The 15,072-nt window shown below is 65.9% G+C and carries 15 protein-coding genes; 8 read left to right on the forward strand and 7 right to left on the reverse strand.

Annotated elements, in window-relative coordinates; all coding sequences use genetic code 11:
* Positions 1–332: hypothetical protein (locus OXQ95_RS06265; RefSeq protein WP_267380703.1), on the forward strand; the 332-nt coding region annotated here is incomplete at its 5' end.
* An 8-nt stretch (positions 333–340) separates the two neighbouring features.
* On the opposite strand, the gene OXQ95_RS06270 is transcribed toward OXQ95_RS06265, so the two are convergent.
* From OXQ95_RS06270 to OXQ95_RS06285, 4 genes are all read right to left on the reverse strand, one after another.
* Complete coding sequence (locus OXQ95_RS06270) at positions 341–2,068, reverse strand: tyrosine-type recombinase/integrase (RefSeq protein WP_267380705.1); 1,728 nt, start codon at positions 2,066–2,068, stop codon at positions 341–343.
* 130 nt (positions 2,069–2,198) lie between these two features.
* Positions 2,199–2,516, reverse strand: coding sequence for a hypothetical protein (locus tag OXQ95_RS06275; RefSeq protein WP_267380707.1), 318 nt, complete (start codon positions 2,514–2,516; stop codon positions 2,199–2,201).
* 63 nt (positions 2,517–2,579) lie between these two features.
* A complete protein-coding gene (locus OXQ95_RS06280) occupies positions 2,580–3,569 on the reverse strand; it encodes a WalW protein (RefSeq protein WP_267380709.1) in 990 nt (329 codons plus the stop codon).
* A 16-nt stretch (positions 3,570–3,585) separates the two neighbouring features.
* Positions 3,586–5,328 carry a HAMP domain-containing sensor histidine kinase gene (locus OXQ95_RS06285; RefSeq protein ID WP_267380710.1) on the reverse strand — a complete coding sequence of 581 codons (1,743 nt, stop codon included), beginning with the start codon at positions 5,326–5,328 and terminating at the stop codon, positions 3,586–3,588.
* Between the two features lie 186 nt (positions 5,329–5,514).
* Here OXQ95_RS06285 and OXQ95_RS06290 point away from each other — a divergent pair, with 186 nt between their 5' ends.
* The gene (locus OXQ95_RS06290; protein WP_242095783.1) at positions 5,515–5,982 is read left to right on the forward strand and encodes an Lrp/AsnC family transcriptional regulator; all 468 of its coding nucleotides are present in this window, start codon (positions 5,515–5,517) and stop codon (positions 5,980–5,982) included.
* Positions 5,983–6,054: 72 nt separating this feature from the next.
* On the opposite strand, the gene OXQ95_RS06295 is transcribed toward OXQ95_RS06290, so the two are convergent.
* Positions 6,055–7,344: a hypothetical protein gene (locus OXQ95_RS06295; RefSeq protein WP_242095784.1), complete on the reverse strand. Its 1,290-nt coding sequence runs from the start codon at positions 7,342–7,344 to the stop codon at positions 6,055–6,057.
* A gap of 160 nt (positions 7,345–7,504) precedes the next feature.
* Here OXQ95_RS06295 and yaaA point away from each other — a divergent pair, with 160 nt between their 5' ends.
* The 5 genes from yaaA (at position 7,505) to OXQ95_RS06320 (ending at position 12,598) form a co-directional block, all read left to right on the forward strand.
* The gene (gene yaaA / locus OXQ95_RS06300) at positions 7,505–8,257 is read left to right on the forward strand and encodes a peroxide stress protein YaaA (protein WP_267380713.1); all 753 of its coding nucleotides are present in this window, start codon (positions 7,505–7,507) and stop codon (positions 8,255–8,257) included.
* Positions 8,254–8,937 carry an SDR family NAD(P)-dependent oxidoreductase gene (locus OXQ95_RS06305; RefSeq protein ID WP_267380716.1) on the forward strand — a complete coding sequence of 228 codons (684 nt, stop codon included), beginning with the start codon at positions 8,254–8,256 and terminating at the stop codon, positions 8,935–8,937. Before yaaA ends, OXQ95_RS06305 begins: the two co-directional genes overlap by 4 nt.
* A 96-nt stretch (positions 8,938–9,033) precedes the next feature.
* Positions 9,034–9,369, forward strand: a complete 336-nt coding sequence (locus tag OXQ95_RS06310; RefSeq protein WP_242095787.1) for a hypothetical protein — start codon at positions 9,034–9,036, stop codon at positions 9,367–9,369.
* Between the two features lie 107 nt (positions 9,370–9,476).
* The gene (gyrA, locus tag OXQ95_RS06315; protein ID WP_267380718.1) at positions 9,477–12,245 is read left to right on the forward strand and encodes a DNA gyrase subunit A; all 2,769 of its coding nucleotides are present in this window, start codon (positions 9,477–9,479) and stop codon (positions 12,243–12,245) included.
* Positions 12,242–12,598 (forward strand): DUF952 domain-containing protein, encoded by a 357-nt coding sequence (locus tag OXQ95_RS06320; RefSeq protein WP_242095789.1) that lies wholly within the window; start codon positions 12,242–12,244, stop codon positions 12,596–12,598. The genes gyrA and OXQ95_RS06320 overlap by 4 nt, the downstream gene beginning before the upstream one ends.
* Before the next feature lie 10 nt (positions 12,599–12,608).
* On the opposite strand, the gene OXQ95_RS06325 is transcribed toward OXQ95_RS06320, so the two are convergent.
* On the reverse strand, positions 12,609–13,040 hold the full coding sequence (locus OXQ95_RS06325; protein WP_267380719.1) for a DUF488 domain-containing protein: 432 nt from the start codon (positions 13,038–13,040) through the stop codon (positions 12,609–12,611).
* Positions 13,041–13,099: 59 nt separating this feature from the next.
* Between OXQ95_RS06325 and trmFO the strand changes: the two genes are divergently transcribed.
* Positions 13,100–14,413 (forward strand): methylenetetrahydrofolate--tRNA-(uracil(54)-C(5))-methyltransferase (FADH(2)-oxidizing) TrmFO, encoded by a 1,314-nt coding sequence (trmFO, locus tag OXQ95_RS06330; protein ID WP_267380721.1) that lies wholly within the window; start codon positions 13,100–13,102, stop codon positions 14,411–14,413.
* Between the two features lie 136 nt (positions 14,414–14,549).
* Here trmFO and OXQ95_RS06335 read toward each other — a convergent pair whose 3' ends face one another.
* Complete coding sequence (locus OXQ95_RS06335; RefSeq protein ID WP_242095792.1) at positions 14,550–15,029, reverse strand: EF-hand domain-containing protein; 480 nt, start codon at positions 15,027–15,029, stop codon at positions 14,550–14,552.
* Positions 15,030–15,072 lie beyond the last annotated feature (43 nt).

Consider the following 15,072-nt stretch of genomic DNA (forward strand, 5'->3'; position numbering starts at 1 on the left):
CGCAACCCCCGGTGAATCACAAGCTACTGAAATCGCTCAACTCAATTTTCGGTCGGGCTCTAAAGGATTTTAAATTGAAGAATTATACTGATAATCAATGGAACAAAATAATTTATGTAGCGAGAGTTTGCGATGAAGCCGCTTACTCGATGGCAAGAAGGTTGGCGATGGTCTGGCTTATAAAAGGGAAGCGCGCAAAGGGCGAGCTAATTAACAAAGTTAAGCGTGAGCTCAACCGCGTAAATTCCCTTCGAGAAGACATAGGGTGGCCACCAATCGGTTACATTGGCGAGCTCCTACAAGAAGCGCAAAGGGAACTGATTTCCGTATAAAGGTATGTTTAGGCAATCAGGTGAGAAATTTCTATACCCGCGAACTCAACGTCGCTCATCATTTTAGCAAGTCGGGCGACCGTTCCCTGTCGCACTTGCCCGTAGCCTGCGGTGACGCTAATCTGATTGTGACCTAATGCTACTTCAATCTCATCATCAAGATAGCCAGCCAACCGTAACTGATCTGCCAACGTATGTCGGAAAGAGTGAGCGCCCAATCCGTCCGCTCCTTCCTTCAAGCCTATACGCTGTAAATAGGTCCGCCAAAAGCGCGAGCATTTAGCGGCTTGCCCTCGCTCATTGAAGCTGATGCCGCGGAAAAGCTGCTTAACTCCATCCCGATGCATGCGGCCGCGTTGACGGTCTACAAATTTTAGGAAGCCAACTTTAATAAGCAAAGGGTGAACGGCAGCGGGTCTATCGTAGCCGGACTTAGTGGATTTACCAATTTCCTCATCATGACGTATCATGAGATATGGCAGATCGTCCTGTACTTTCACGTCGTCTAGACTTAGCTGCGCGATCTCACCTATGCGTGCGCCCGTAAACATGCATACAAGGGGCACCCAAAACCGCCAATCGTCAGCTTTAACGGTGCCGGGGATAAACTCCTTGCCGTCGCGCTCAAAACCAACAAACAGCGGTGACGTCAAAATATCGTTCAACTGTTTTGTCGTAAACGGAGGGCGGCGGCGTTTTACCTTTTGCAGATCGTAAAAGAGACCGTTACAGGGATCACTGTCGATGTAGCTGTTGCTTCTGCACCACTTTAGAAAAGGAGACACGGTAGAAAGGTATTTATTGATGGTCGTCGGTGTTACGCCCTTTAGACCAGCTTCCTTGGCTTTGAATGCAGCTTCCCGCATTGTTAGACCGTCGTTGATTTTCCATTTACGAAAGGCTGGCGGCAGGGCGGCAACAGTATCGCGCCAGTCCCGAATATCAGTAGCAGTGACGGAAGCTACACTGCGCTTAGAACCGATAAATTCGGCAAACTGCTCTACAATCTTCCTATCTTGTGTTACCGTATCGGCTCGCTTGCGCTTTTCCATCATGCGCTGCGCCGAATAACGGTCAAACAGATCCATTATTGTTTGACCGTCATTAGCTTCGCTGTTTCGTCGTTCTTTTTCCTTAATGATGAAAGAGGATGGCATATATTCATCTGGCCGGCTCGCCATCGTCGCCAAGCTGGACGCTAGGGCATCCCGAAGCGCTAACGCTGCCTTAGTCGCGAAAGTGCGCCGCAAACCCTGATCGGACGGCATAACGTACCCACGACGTTCAAGTGCAAACGCGGGAAGGTCTAAGTAACTTTCAACTTCTCCAAGAAAGATACGCTCGTTAATTTTCTCTACTTGGCCTTGCAGCCATAGCTGCTGCTCGGCAAGGGGTAGATGACGGTCGTTGTAGCGCCGCCGGACAAGAGCGGGTGTTGCAAGCCGACCAAGATCGTATTGTTCGTTGACTAAGTAAGTGTCGAACTCTGTTTCCGTGATTTCGACAGCTGGTTGCTCGACCGCTAGCGCAGACTGTTGGGTCGCCAAAGCGACTTTTGCTTGCCACTTAGACAGCTGATGGAAAGCCAGCACTTCGGCTTTGCGCCGATCCGTCACTCCGAGGGATTTGGTAAACTCGGCCTTGCCGATCACCCCTCGGGCAGCCTTCGGCACCATCCAGCGAAGTTGCCAGTGCTGGCTGCCTTTGCGTTTAAAAAGGTAGTTTTCGAGCGCCATGCCTCCCGGTTAGCGCCAAAAACGTAGCATAGCAACGTAGCACTCGGGCGTTATATCTCCCTGTAAAAGCCAAGCTATTTTAATTTAGTGGGTTTTGATCCGCGATCCTTTCATCCTGTCTCCCCGACCATCATTCCGGATCGAAGATCACCGCTTGCGTATCCGCCTGTTCGATCCGGTAGGGCTTGCCTGCGACGACACCGCGTGTCGGGCTGCAGACATAATGGATGCCTGGCTTGGCCGCTTCGAGGATCAGCAGGATGTGGTCGCGCGTGCCGGGATAACGGCCGCCCACCGCGGCTTCGGTGGGTTCGCCGTCATGTTGGAACGCGAGGCTCGCGATCCGCCGTTCCGTCGTCGCCATGCCCATATCGGCCAGGTGATGGCGCACCGCATGCCAGGTCTGTTCGGCGGTGTCCGCATCGACATCGGGAACGTGGAATCGCATCATGGCATCCTTCGGAATTCGTCCGACACGGGTAACCGGATCGGCGATCCGCGCCAAGCGGGCTCAGGGCGATGGCGCCGCGGCAACGATCTCCGCGAGCGATGCGTCGCGGACGCCGAGCCGATCGAGCTGCGCGAACATCGCATCCCACCATCGGTGGAATGCCGCGAGGTCGGCCGCGTCGCGGACATAGGGGGTATGGCCCGGCGCGAGCGAGGGCGAGTGGAACGACAGCGTGAGCAGGCGCACCCCCTCGCCCACTGCGACCGCCACCGCCTCCAGCGCGGCGGCGATGGGCATATCCTCCGGAGTGAGCGCCACGCGCGACAACAGGCCGGTCCGTGCCGCCACGCCCCGTCCGTGCGGAATTGCGCCGAGCGCCGGATGGAGCCAAGGTCCGGCGCGGTGAGCGGCGCCGGTGAAGACCGTGGTTAACGGCAGTTCGATCAGGCCGCCGCGGTGGTATGCCGCGCTGCCGACTGCGGTGAAATCCGGGCCGCCGTCGCGGCTGTAATCGTAACGCGCGCGCACCGAGCTATCGATCCGGTAACCCCGCTCGGCGAGCAGCGCGCGGGTATGCGGGCCGATGCCGTAGCGGCCGGCGCGATAGGCGATCGGGCGGGCGCCGAACGCCGCTCCGATCGCGTCGCCCAGAACGTCGAGCTTGGCGGCCTCGCGCGCCGGCGGCAGGTTGCCGGGATAGCTGTCGACCGGACCGACGCTGTCCGCAAAGGGCGGGTTCACCCAGGCGTGAAGCTGCGCGCCGATGGTGGAGCGGCCATCCTCGATCACGCGCGCGAGAATATCGACGGCGGCGGGATCGGTCGCGATCGGGTGATCGATCATGCACGCCAGGCCGACGCCGCGATCCGCAAAGCGCCGATGCGCCGCCGGGAATGCCTGCATCGCCGTGGTCGATCGCGCCGCGGCATCGAGCGGCGCCCGCCAGTCGAACTCCTCCTCGACATCGGCGAAAACGGTGAAGCGGGTGCCGAAACGCTCCGGCCATACGATCCGTTCGTGCGGCGCGGGTGCCGGTTCGCGATAGGGCAAGCCCGCGCTCACGAGGTCAAGGATTGGAAGCCTGCTCCATCGGCGCATTCAGCGCGGCGGGCAGCCGCAATGTCAAGCGATCCGCGCCGATCGTCAGCGCCCCGCTCAGTTCGATCGCGAGATTGTGCGCGAGGCGGAGCGCGAAGCCGGTGCCGAGCAACGGCGCGCCCTCGCGCTCGTCCTCCTCGGTATCGAGGCTGAGCAGCGTGTCCCCCGCCGCGGTGCCGAGCGCGCGCGGCCGGTCGATCGCGATCGCGACGTTCCCGCCCTCGTCGGCGAAGCGCACCGCGACCCGCTCGCCCGCGCTCGACGCCGACGTGAGCGCCGCCAGCAGCCGCCCGACGAGCCGCTCGATCGCCCGGTCGTCCCCGGCGATCGGATAGGCCGATGCGCCGTCGACCACGAGCGTGGCACCGCGCAGCGACGCGAGCGGCTGAAGATCCGCCACGATCCGTTCGAGCATCGCCGCGACCGGCACGACGCCGCTGCGCAGTTCCAGCGCCCGCCCCTCGATCCGCGCCGCCACGTCGAGATCGTCGATCGCGGCGATCAGCGCGGAAGCCTGCGCCCGGATCGTTCCGGCCTGTTCGCGATACGGGTCGGGCACGTCGCCGAGCAACTGCGTCTCGATCAGCTCGGCAAAGCCTGCGATGGCATTCGTGGGCGTGCGCAGCTCATGGACGAGCTGGCGCAGCGAATCGGCCGCCGCCGTCGATCGCACCGGCGCGCGCGGCACGGCGGTTTCGTCCGCACGCGGCCGGCGCGCGGTGCCGCGCAGCCCGGTGAAGCGGCCGCTCGCGGGATCGAACACCGGCACGCCCGACATCCGCCATGATCCTGCCGCGTCCGACGATCCGCCGACCTCGAGCCGCGCATCGCCGAACCGCGAACGCCGGCGCAGCGCGCCGGCCGCGATGCCGTCGACGCGTACCACGCCTTGCGCCGCCCCATAGGCGAGCGACACACCCACCAGCGCCGCCCGCGCCACACCCTCGACCCAGCGGATCACGCCTTGCGCATCGGTCTCGTAGCGGAACGACGACGCTTCCGTGGGCGCGGAGGAAACCGCCGCGGGCTCTTCGCGCGCGCGGTTGAACGCGTCGATCCGGGCGACCAGATCCGAGATCACGAAGCCGCCCGGCGCACTGCGGACCGGCGGCGCGGCATCGGCTTGGCGCAACGCCTCCGCGACCAGCGGCAGGCTGCGCGTCACGTCGCCCAGCGCCACGAACGGCGTCTCGCTCAGCGGCGCATCGGGCGCGGGCGCGGCATCGTTTGCGGGGGACGGGATCGCCGGCGCGGGTGCCTCGCGCCCGCTGGTCGCCGCGGGATCCTGCGCGATGACGAAATCAGTGGCGCCGAACGCCGCGAGCGCCGTCGTCACCGCGCCCGGCAGGTCGCGCCGGTGGCGCAGGATCGAGCGTTGCGTCGGCCCGAGGCGCGGCAGCAGGTCGATCCAGTCGTCGCCCGGCAGCGTCGCGGTGCGTAGCACCGGCGCGGCGATCGCCAGCTCATCCTCCGCGAACAGACCGACCAGCGCGGCCGGCGGCTGCGCGAACGCCAACGCCCGCGCGCTCGCGGCCCGCACCGTCGCAGGCACCGCCTGACGGAGCAGACGGAGCCGGGCGATCACCGGCTCGTCGGCGGCGATCCGGCCCCGGGACATCAGGTCGACGAGCTGACGCCATGCGGCCTGCGCGCCATGACCGCTGACGATATCGCCCGAAAGAACGGTCTTGAGGCTATCGTCGAAGCGCAAGTCGGATCCCCTGGCACGAAAGCGGATGGCTCCGTTCGCAACCAATTCTTAACGCACCCCGACGCCGCGCGGAACCGCCCAATTCCACCGCGTAGCAATGTGGGACAATTGCGTTTCGCCGCAACTATCTTATCAGGACGCCAGCACGAACCGCAGCCGAGCACTGCGGAACAGGAGTTTTGCGTAATGGCGCTCGATCGGATCGATCGACAGATCTTGGGCCTGTTGCAGGCCGATGGCCGGATGACGAACGTCGATCTGGCTGAGCGCGTGGGCCTGACGGCGCCGCCCTGCCTGCGCCGGGTGCGCGCGCTGGAGGAAGCCGGTGCGATCCGGGGCTATCACGCGGATCTCGATGCGGCGACTTTGGGCTTTCCGATCACGGTGTTCGCCATGGTCAGCCTGCGCAGCCAGGCCGAGCACGACCTCCACGCGTTCGAGGAGCATGTCGCCTCGATCCCCGAAGTGCGCGAATGTCATATGCTGAACGGCGAGATCGACTTCATCTTGAAGATCGTGGCGAGCGACCTGAAAGGCTTTCAGGAGATCCTCACCACCCATCTGACGACAGCACCCAACGTGGCGAGCGTCAAGACATCGCTGACGATCCGCACCGCCAAGGCGTTGTCGGGGATCCCCGTTCCCGCCGACTGACCGGTTCGACCGCCGGCACGAAAAAGGGGCAGCATCGCTGCTGCCCCTTTTCCCGTTCAAACCGATCCGGGTTCAGGCCGGCTGCGAATCCAGCCAGCTCACCCACAGGTTCGCGATCCCCGAACGCGGAGCGCCGGTGACGAGCGCGAAGGCGGCCTTGGCGCCTGCCTTATCGCCCGAACGCGCCAGCGCGATACCGAGGCGGGTGTTGACCTCGTCGGTGTTCACGCCGCCCTTCTGCAAGGCGAGACGATAGAGCTCGATCGCCTTGGCGTTGTTGTCCGCACCCAGATATGCCTCGGCGGTCTGCGACGCGAGCTTGCCGTCGGCGCTGGCGGCAGCCTTCTTTTCGAGCGGCGCGAGCGAACCCTCGCTGCGCAGCGACTGGGCCGCGCTGCTGGCCAGCGTCGCGGCATAGCTGTTGCTGGCGGGCAGCTTGCCCGACGCGGCGCCTTCCTTCAGCACGGTCTGCGTCTCCGCGGGCAGACCCTTGTCGAATGCCTTCTGGGCATATTCGGCATAGTCGGCCTGATCGGCGAGCGCCTTGGCGGCGCGCAGCAGGCGGTAGAGGTCGAGCTTCTGCGCATTGTCGAGCTGCGCGATGCTGTTGCGATCCTGCAGTCCGTAGGTGACGATCACGTCACGCCAGTTCTTGGGGCTGGGATAAGCGGCGACATATTTCTTCAGCCATTCGAGCGTCAGCGCCTGGTTCTTCGAGGCGTTGGCGCGCGCGATGCCGTAGCGGTAATAATCCTCCGGCGCCTTCTGGCCGGCCGCGGTCTGCTTGGTGATCGCGGCGTCCAGCGCGGCGAGGCCGCCCGCCGTGTCGCCGCTCTCGACGCGCGCACGCACGATCAGCATGCCGATGTCGTTGTCGGTATAGCCGGCGGCCTGCGCCTGCTCGAAATACTTGATCGCGACGGGATATTGCTTGGCGTTGTACGACAGCGCGCCACGACGGAACGCATATTTGCCGATCATGTCGCGGGGCGTGACCGGGTTGGTCAGCAGCGTGTCGAGCGGGCCGGCCAGCGCGGTATCGTCCACCTTCGCGTTCGGATTGGCGGCGAGCTGGGCCGCCACCTTCTGCTGCTCGAGATCGAAACGCAGCGCCGCGGCGATATACCGGTCGTCATCCGTCTTCGCGGCGGCATCCATCTGCGCGATCGCGGGCTCGGCCACGGCGAAATTCTTGGCGGCGATCGCGGGCTGCGCGATCTGGGCGGCCTTCACCACGTCGGGGCTGTATTTGGGGCCGGCGGCCTCCTTCTTGTCCTTGGCCAGCGCCGGCGGCACGAGAGCCATACCGCTACCGACGGTGACGAGCGCCGCGGCAAGCGCAACCTTGGAAAATGTCTTCATGCGGGAATGCTCCTCGTGCGGCCGGATGCCGTGATGATCTCGTATGCGCTCTATCGCGCGGGCGATACGCGTTCAAGCGGACGCCGGTTCCGTGCATTCCCTGTCGCGAACGGGGTGAACCCTGATTGAACGCGCGCGACCGTGCCGCTACCCGGCGGCGATGATCGCTCTCCTTTCACCCGCCAAGACGCTCGACTACGAGACGCCCCTGCCCGCCGTCGCGCCGAGCCGCCCGAGACTGGAAAAGGAAGCGGCGACGCTCGCCCGCGCGGCATCGCATCTCACCCAGACGCGGCTGCGCGAGCTGATGCATATCTCCCCGGCGCTTGCCAAGCTCAACGCGGATCGCTTCCGCGACTTCGCCGATGCCCCCGAACGGCCCGCGCTCTACGCCTTCGCCGGCGACGTCTATACCGGACTGGAGGCGGCAACGCTCGACGAGGCGGCGGTGACGTTCGCGCAGGATCACCTGCGGATGCTGTCGGGGCTCTACGGGCTGCTCCGCCCGCTCGACGCGATGCGACCCTACCGCCTCGAGATGGGCACGCGCTGGGCGCCGCGCCGCAAGAGCCTGGTGGAATGGTGGGGCGACCGGATCGCCGAACTCGTCACCGCGGACGTGGAGGCCGAAGGATCGGGCGCGGTGCTGAACCTGGCCAGCCAGGAATATTGGGCGGCGGTCGACGGGCGCCTGCCGCCCGCGACCCGGATCGTCGCCGCCGATTTCCGCGAACACGGGCCCGACGGCCCGCGCTTCGTCAGCTTCCACGCGAAGAAGGCGCGCGGGCTGATGGCACGCTGGATGGTCGAGCATCATGTAACCGACATCGAGGCGATGAAGGGCTTCGACTCCGACGGCTATGCCTATCGGGCCGAGGGCAGCACCGACGATCGCTGGCTGTTCCTGCGATGAGCGCGGTCGTCATCGGCGCGTCGGGCGGGATCGGCGCCGCATTGGCCGAGGCGATCGCGGAGGAAGGCGAGACCGTCCACGCCTTCGCCCGCTCCTGGACCGGCGCCCGGCACATCGACGTGACCGACGAGGCGAGCGTGATCGCCGCGGTCGAGTCGCTCGGATCCGCCACGCCCACGCTGGCGATCGTCGCGACCGGGCTGCTCCATGAGGGCGATCGCGGACCGGAAAAGGCGACGCGCGAGATCGATCCGGCATGGATGGCGCGCAACTTCGCCGTCAACGCGATCGGCCCCGCGCTCGTCGCCAAGCATCTGTTGCCGCGCATGCCGCGGACGGGGCGGTTCGTGTTCGCGGTGCTCTCCGCCCGGATCGGCAGCATCGCCGACAATGCGATGGGCGGATGGCACGGCTATCGCGCATCCAAGGCCGCGCTGAACCAGCTGATCCGCACCATCGCCATCGAGGACAAACGCCGCAACGGCTCGGGGATCGTCGTCGGGCTTCACCCGGGCACTGTCGACACCACGCTGTCGCGCCCGTTCCAGGGCAACGTCCAGCCCGGCCGGCTGTTCGCGGCCGATCGCGCCGCGGTGCAGTTGCTCGACGTGGTGGATGGGCTCCGCGCGCCCGACAGCGGCAAGCTCTTTTCGTGGGACGGTGCCGAAATCGCGCCGTGATCCGGGGGATTTCCCAGGGCGGCAAGGCGTGCGATACCCGGCCACGCGCTAAGCGCTCCGCCGCCTGATGGGGCGTCGGTCAGGAGGAGGATGACGATGAAACTGTCCCTGTCGCTCGCACTGATTGCCACTGCGGCCCTGGTTTCGACCGGTGCCACCGCGCAGACCGCCAAGCCGGCGACCACCACTGCGACGAAAACGACCAAAATGGCGCCGATGTCGAAAATGACGCCGATGCCAACGATGGCCCCGATGGCGCATTCGACCGCCACGTCGCACGCGATGGTCGCCAAGACGACGACCACGCACACCACGACCGGCGGAATGACCGCCGCCAAGGGCCGGATGGTCACCACCAAGCTCGCGAACGGCAAGACCGTCACCTACAATTGCTCGCTCGCCGGCAACGCGTCCAAGAAGGCCTGCAAGTAACCACATGCCCGCCCACCCCCGCGTGCGCAGGCGCGCGGGGGTGGTAAGGTCGGCGCAACTCGGCTAGGATTCGTCACCGAAACGACGCAATCCGAAAGCAGCCCGATTTGACCGACGCGACGCTCCTCGCGGAGCCTTCCGATACCCCCACGATCTCGATCGTCGACGAGATGAAGTCGAGTTATCTCGACTATGCGATGAGCGTGATCGTCGCCCGCGCGCTGCCCGACGTCCGCGACGGCCTGAAACCCGTCCATCGCCGCATCCTGTACGGCGCGCACGAAAGCGGCTTCGTCGCCGGCAAGCCCTATCGCAAGTCCGCCCGCATCGTCGGCGACGTGATGGGTAAATATCATCCGCACGGCGACAGCTCGATCTACGACGCCTTGGCGCGCATGAGCCAGGACTGGTCGATGCGCGTGCCGCTGATCGACGGCCAGGGCAATTTCGGATCGATGGATCCTGATCCCCCGGCGGCGATGCGCTATACCGAGGCGCGGCTCGGGCGGGTGGCGAATGCGCTGCTCGGCGATCTCGACAAGGACACGGTCGATTTCGTCCCCAATTACGACGGCTCCGAACGCGAGCCCTCGGTGCTGCCGGCGCGCTTCCCCAACCTGCTGGTGAACGGCGCCGGCGGGATCGCGGTCGGCATGGCGACCAACATCCCGCCGCACAATCTGGGCGAAGTGCTCGACGCGTGCCTCGCCTGGCTCGATCGGTCGGTGGAGGGCGGTGCGCCGCTCACCACCGAAGAGCTGATGGAGATCGTTCCCGGCCCCGATTTCCCCACGGGTGCGATCATCCTCGGCCGGACCGGCGCGCGCAACGCCTATGAGACCGGGCGGGGATCGATCCTCGTGCGCTCGCGCTACGTGCTCGAGGAAAGCCGCGGCGAGAAGCGCGCGATCGTGCTCACCGAAATCCCCTATCAGACCGGCAAGAACGGCCTGGTGGAGAAGATCGCCGAAGCCGCCAAGGACAAGCGGATCGAGGGCGTCAGCGACATCCGCGACGAATCGAACCGCGAAGGCGTGCGCATCGTCATCGAGCTGAAGCGCGACGCGACGCCCGACGTAGTGCTGAACCAATTGTGGCGGCACACCCCGGCGCAGTCGAGCTTCCCCGCCAACATGCTGGCGATCCGCGGCGGCCGGCCCGAACTGCTCAACCTGCGCGACATCATCGCGGCGTTCGTCACCTTCCGCGAACAGGTCATCACGCGCCGCTCCAAGTTCGAACTGGGCAAGGCCCGCGAGCGTGCGCACATCTTGCTGGGGCTGGTGATCGCGGTCACCAATCTGGACGAGGTGGTGCGGATCATCCGCGGTTCCGCCAACGCCGCGGCGGCGCGCAATGCGTTGCTGATGCGCGATTGGCCGATCGCCGAGATCGCGGAGTATCTCACCCTCGTCGAAGCGGTCGAGACGGAACAGACCGGCGACACCTATCGGCTGTCCGACGTCCAGGTTCGCGCGATCCTCGATCTGCGTCTTCACCGCCTCACCGCGCTCGGCCGTGACGAGATCGGCGACGAGCTGAAGGCGCTGGCCGTCACCATCACCGATCTGCTCGCGATCCTCGCCGATCGCGCGAAGCTCTACCAGGTGATGCGCGAGGAATTCGCCGCGATCCGCACCGAATTCGCGACGCCGCGCCGCTCCGAGATCGCCGCCGCGGCGGACGGGATCGAGGACGAGGACCTGATCGAGCGCGAGGACATGGTCGTCACCGTGACCATGCAGGGCTATATCAAGCGCACCACGCTCGACAGCTTCCGCACCCAGGCCAAGGGCGGCAAGGGCCGCAGCGGCATGGCGACCAAGGACGAAGACGTCGTTACCGAATTGTTCGTGACGAGCACGCACACGCCGGTGCTGTTCTTCTCGACCCACGGCAAGGTCTATCGCAAGAAGGTGTGGCGCCTGCCCGAGGGCGGCCCGGCCACGCGCGGGCGTCCGATGGTGAACCTGCTGCCGCTGGCGGAGGGGGAGACGATCTCGACCGTGCTGCCGCTTCCCGAGGACGAGGCGGAATGGGGCAAGCTCCACGTCATGTTCGCCACCGCCAAGGGCAGCGTGCGCCGCAATTCGATGGACGCATTCACCAACGTGCCCACCAACGGCAAGATCGCGATGCGCTTCGAAGACGACAGCGACGACCGCCTGATCGGCGTGGCGCTGCTGAGCGAGGACGACGACGTGCTGCTCGCCACGCGCGAGGGCAAGGCGATCCGCTTCGCCGGCGACGACGTGCGCGAGTTCCAGAGCCGCACCGCGACCGGCGTGCGCGGCATCGCGCTGAAGGGCGACGATGCGGTCATCTCGCTCTCCGTGCTTCACGGCGTCGGCGCAACGCCGGAGGAGCGCGAATCCTATCTCCGCTTCGCTCCCTGGAAGGGCGAGAAGGAGGGTGAGCCCGAACTCCGCCCGGACCGGTTCGAGGAACTGCGCAGCCACGAGCAGTTCATCCTGACGGTGTGCGCCAACGGCTATGGCAAGCTGTCGAGCGCCTATGACTATCGCCGCACCGGGCGCGGTGGCCAAGGCATCACCAATATCGACAATATCGCGCGCAACGGGCCCGTGGTCGCCAGCTTCCCGGCGTCCAAGGGCCACCAGTTGATGATGGTGACCGATCAGGCGAAGCTCATCCGTACCACGCTTGGCAGCCTGCGGGTCATCAGCCGCAATTCGGCGGGCGTGAGGCTGTTCGACGTGGCGAAGAACGAGCATGTCGTGTCCGCGGCGCGCGTCGAGGAGACGGTGGAGGAGGCCGAGGTAAACCTGGCCGACGAGAAGACGATCGATCCCGTGCCCGACACCGGCGCGACGATCGGCGAAGACGAGGCCGCCGGCCCGGCGGACGGCGAATGAGCGCCGCATCCGAGACCACCGCGTATAAGGTGCTGACGGCCGAACAGATGGCGACGCTGGAGAGGGACGGCAATTTCGCGGGTGCGCCGGTGGATTTGGCGGATGGCTATATCCACCTTTCCACCGCCGCGCAGTTGACCGAAACGGTCGACAAGCATTTCGCCGGCCAGACCGACCTCCATGTCGCCGCGGTCGATCTGGGCGCATTCGGCGAGACGCTGAAATGGGAGGAAAGCCGCGGCGGGCAGCTCTTCCCGCATCTCTACGGCCCGCTGCCGCTGGAGACGGTGATCGCCTACGGTCCGCTGAAGCGCGACGACGATGGACGCGTCAAGCTGCCGATCGCGGGGTGAGATCCGGGCATCAGGCGTAGAGGTCCACCACCTCTGCGCCCTCGCCCACCGCCGCCAGCAGCAGCGTGCGGTGGCAGTGGCACGGGTCGCGCTCGTAGCAGAGCAGCGCGCTCGGCATCTCCGCGGCGAGGCCCAGCATGATCGCGGCCTGCGCCTGTGCTTCGGGCAGTTCGAGCTGTTCGGCATAGACCGCTTCGAGCGTCGCGACGTCGCCCTTCTTGGCGGCATCGCGTCCGCGCTTGGGCGTGCCGAGCGCCTTCAGATGGTGATAGCCGATCCCCGCTTCCTTGAGCGAGGCCGCGAGCGACGATTTGGAGAAGCCCGGCCGGCGCGAAAGCGGGAGGGCGCGGACGTCGATCACGCGCTTCACCCCGGCCTTCTCCAGCGCGGTGAGGAAGTCGGCCATCGTCGTGGCCTCGTAACCGATGGTATAGATGGTCATGGCATCGAAGTGGGATTGCCCGCCTGACAGCGCAACGCGCGCGCGCTATCGCGGCGCGCATGACTCATGATATCCACATCATCGGCGGCGGCCTCGCCGGATCCGAAGCCGCCTGGCAATTGGCGGAAGCCGGCTTCAAGGTCCGGCTGTCCGAGATGCGCGGCAGCGGGGAGGCCACGCCCGCCCATCAGAGCGACGATCTGGCCGAACTCGTCTGCTCGAACAGCTTCCGATCGGACGATGCGGAGGCGAACGCGGTGGGGCTGCTCCACCAGGAGATGCGCGCGCTCGGCTCGCTGATCCTGCGCGAGGCGGACAAGCACCGCGTACCGGCGGGCTCCGCGCTCGCGGTCGATCGCGAGGGCTATGCGGCGGGCGTGACCGCGGCGCTCGACTCGCACCCGAACGTCAATTTGGTGCGCGAGCGGGTCGATGCGCTGCCCGACGGCCCCGCGATCGTCGCGACCGGGCCGCTGACCGCCACCGCGCTCGCGCAGGGCATCGGGGCGGCGACCGGCGCCGAGGCGCTCGCCTTTTTCGACGCGCTGGCGCCGATCGTCCACCGCGACAGCATCGACATGGACATCGCCTGGTTCGCCAGCCGCTGGGACAAGGGCGAGACCAAGGATTACATCAACTGCCCGATGACGAAGGACGAATATCTCGCCTTTCATACCGGGCTGGTGACGGGCGAGACGACACCGTTCAAGGATTGGGAAAAGGACACGCCCTATTTCGAGGGCTGCATGCCGATCGAGGTGATGGCCGAGCGCGGGGTGGACACGCTGCGCTACGGCCCGATGAAGCCGGTGGGGCTGGACGATCCCGGGACCGGTCGCTGGCCGCACGCGGTGGTGCAGTTGCGGCAGGACAATGCGAGCGGCACCTTGTGGAACATCGTCGGCTTTCAGACGAAGCTGAAACATGCCGAGCAGGTGCGGCTGTTCCGGACCATTCCGGGCTTGCAGAATGCCGAGTTTGCTCGGCTGGGCGGGCTTCATCGCAACACCTTCATCCGCTCGCCCGAACTGCTCGATCCGACCCTGCGGCTGAAGTCGCGACCGAACCTGCGCTTCGCCGGACAGATCACGGGATGCGAGGGCTATATCGAAAGCGCGGGCATCGGGCTGATGGCGGGGCGCTTCGCCGCCGCGGAACTCTCGGGGCGCACGCTCGCCCCACCGCCTGTGGAGACGGCGCTCGGCGCGCTGCTGGGCCATATCACCGGCGGCGCGGAGGTGGAGACCTATCAGCCGATGAACGTCAATTTCGGCCTGTTCCCGCCGATCCCCGGCCGCACCAAGAAGGCGGATCGCAAGCGGATGTACACCGATCGCGGGCGTGCGGCGCTGGCGGCGTGGATGGCGGCCTAGAACATTATCTTGATCCGTTTGCCCCGAGCTTGTCGAAGGGCGTGCTCCACGTGCGAAGGCGCGACTGCGGAGAACGTGCTTCGACCAAGCTCAGCACGAACGGTGGAGAGACTCGATCAGCCCGATGCAAGGCGGCCTAGCTGTCGTCCGCGGCGGCGGCCGGGGCCGCAGCGGGCGCGCATTTCACCCGCGCGCGGTTGCTGCGCTTGGCGGCGGTCGCGGCGAATTCGGCGGGGGTCATGGCACCCGAATGGTCCGCATCGGCGCCGGCGAACTTCGCCTCCGCCTTCACCGCCCATTCGTCGAACGAGAGCTGGCCGTCATGATTGGCATCGAGCTTGGCGAAGGCTTTGCGCCGGGCCGCCAGATATTCCTCGCGAGTCACCTTGCCGTCGCGATCCTTGTCATACCGGTCGAACCGCTTCTGCTCGCGGGTGCGCTCGGTCGCCTCGGGCGCGCGATCGGGCAGCGGATCGTTCGCGCCGGCACCGGCTTGCGGCGACGACGCCGCGAGCGCCGGCAACACCGCGCCCGGCCGCGCATCGCCGCGAAAGAACAGCAGCCCCGCGCCCGCCAGCGCCAACGCCGCCACCGCGCCGATCAGGTAACGCCACATCGCCCCACTCCCCGCCTGCCCTCGCACGACAGGCTAACGCGCC

The organism is Sphingomonas sp. GC_Shp_6, from assembly GCF_026540835.1.
Lineage (GTDB): Bacteria > Pseudomonadota > Alphaproteobacteria > Sphingomonadales > Sphingomonadaceae > Sphingomonas.